3 protein-coding genes are annotated in these 2,238 nt (G+C 63.1%); all 3 read right to left on the bottom strand.

Going from position 1 to position 2,238, the window contains the following annotated elements; genetic code table 11:
- The coding region (locus AC3AYF_RS17540; protein WP_487780096.1) for a GNVR domain-containing protein at positions 1–1,320 on the bottom strand (1,320 nt) is incomplete at its 3' end.
- An 18-nt stretch (positions 1,321–1,338) separates the two neighbouring features.
- Positions 1,339–1,809 (bottom strand): low molecular weight protein-tyrosine-phosphatase, encoded by a 471-nt coding sequence (locus AC3AYF_RS17535; RefSeq protein ID WP_365677815.1) that lies wholly within the window; start codon positions 1,807–1,809, stop codon positions 1,339–1,341.
- Positions 1,778–2,238: polysaccharide biosynthesis/export family protein (locus tag AC3AYF_RS17530; protein ID WP_487780095.1), on the bottom strand; the 461-nt coding region annotated here is incomplete at its 5' end. The genes AC3AYF_RS17530 and AC3AYF_RS17535, both read right to left, overlap by 32 nt.

Raw genomic sequence — 2,238 nt, 5'->3', positions numbered from 1 at the left:
CGGCTTGTTCGGTGCCACCGGGGCCGGAAGAACCTCGGCGTTGTCCAGAATCCGCACGTTACCCACCGTGCTGGCCTCGGCTATCTTGGTCTCCTGCACCTTGTTGAGCAGTTGGACGTAGATCTCGTTGGTGACCTCGACGTCCCGCTGCAGCCGCAGTATCTCCTGCTGCGTCTCCGGCAGCCCCTTGACCTGCTTGTCGAGATTGTCCCGCTCGCGCTGGAGCTGCGCCTTCTTCTCCAGCAGCGCCTGGTAGGTCGGATGGCTCTTGGTGAAGCGCTGGGAGATCTCCGCCTCGCTCATCTCCAGCTCGTTCAGCTGGGACTCCAGGTTGACGATCCGCTCGAGGACCGATTTCGTCTCCAGCGAGAGGTCGACGCTGTCCCTGGACTCCCGATACTCGTTGAGCTTCTCCTCCGACTGGTTCAGCTGACTACGGATCTGCGGCACCTGGGTATTCAGAAACTCGAGGCTCTTGCGCGCCTCTTCCGACTGGCGCTGGACGTTCTGGGAGTAATAGATGTCGGCAATGGTGTTGAGCGTCTTCTTGGCGGCGTCCGGATCGGGGCCGGTCAGGCTCCAGCTGAGAATACCCGTCTCGCTGCCGGCCTCCCCGCCCTCGAAGCGCCCCCGCAACCCATTGATGGCCGCCAGTCGCGGCACGTGCTGCACGGTGAATTCGGCGCCGGCTGGTGCCTGGATCGACGTCACCCGCAAGGCGACGTCACCGCCCGAGAAGCTACTCAGTTGCCCGACCTTGCCCGACCCCAGCGACTCCCCGTCCGCATCCCGCAAGCGGTAGGTGTAACTGTCCTGGACCTGGAGAGTGAACGTCTTGCCGAGATAGGCATCGGACATCGGCATTTCGCTGACGGCGATGCTCTCCCCGCTGAACGCATAGCCCCACCCGTCGGCGAAGCCGGGACGCCCGATACCTTGACGCTCGAGAAAGGCCCCGATGATCGGCATGGTGACTGGCGCCACGTTGATGTCGAGATTGAGCAGGTCGACGGCCTGGCCCAACACCATTCGAGACCGGATGATCTCGATCTCGGAGAGCGTCGGCGGCTTTTCGCCCAGCAGACTCGTGACCTCCTGGAGCGGATTGTTGCCTGGCGAGTCGCTCTCGATCTGCACCAGGGCGTCCGCCCGGTAGATGGGCGTCGCCAGGCTGGCGTACAGGATTCCGATCAACGCGAAGCCCAGAACGCTCGCCATCACCCACTTCTTGTGGTCCAGCAGAATCCCCAGCAGCCGACGAATGTCTATCTCTTCGTGGTTACCCGCTGCCGATGTCGTCGATGTATTGCTTGTGGTCATGTGGGGTTTTGCATCCTTTCAGCGATCCGGCAACTTGCCTACCCAGGCATCTACGGCTTGTGTCAGCAGACGATGAACGTGTTCGAAAGCGCTCCGGCTCTTGCGATAGGGGTCGGGTACCTCGCTCTCCCCGATCCAGCGAGTGAGCAGCATCGTCTTGCCACTGGCGGCGGGATGAAGCTCCGCCACGGCACGACGCTGACCCTCGGACATCACCAGGACCAGGTCTGCGGACTGCAGCATGCCGACATCCACCTGTCGGGCGACATGTCCGGACAGATCCAGTCCCTCACGCTCCGCCAGCTCCCGGGCCGTGGGCTCGGCGCCTTCGCCGACCAGCGCTCCGAGTCCCGCGGAACCGATCTGCCTGCCCGGGAACCGCTGCCTCAACAGCGCCTCCGCCACCGGGCTGCGGCAGATATTGCCCGTGCACAACACCAGTATCCGATCGAACATGTCAGTTGCCGTCGCGAAGTTCGTCGAAGTCACGCGTGGCTCGTGTCACCTGATAGACCGAACTGATCGTCGGCGTCAGTTGATTGATGACCCGATTCCAGCGACTCAGCGGCGCGGCGGTGACATAGACGATATCGGTGGGTTGCAGCATGAACTGCGCCCCGAGCACCAGTGCCGTGGCATTGCGTGCGTCGAGCTGATAGACCGTGGCCAGTTTGCCGCTGTCCGGCGTGGACTGGCGAATCACGAAGATCCCCTTCGCGTTGGCCTGGGTTTCGTCCATGCCGCCAGCCTCGGCAAGGGCGTCGGTCAGCGAGAGGCGGGAGTTCCCCATCGGGAGGGTCACCGGGTCCATCACTTCGCCCATGACGAAGACTTTCTGGCTTCCGATATCGGGCACATGGAGGACATCGCCGTCCCGGAGCAGCTGGTTCTGGCGCATGTCACCATTCTGGAGCATCG

The sequence above is a fragment of the Salinicola sp. genome, assembly GCF_982684285.1.
The sequence above is the reverse complement of the archived record's forward strand: the minus strand, read 5'-3'. Positions and strand labels throughout refer to the sequence as shown.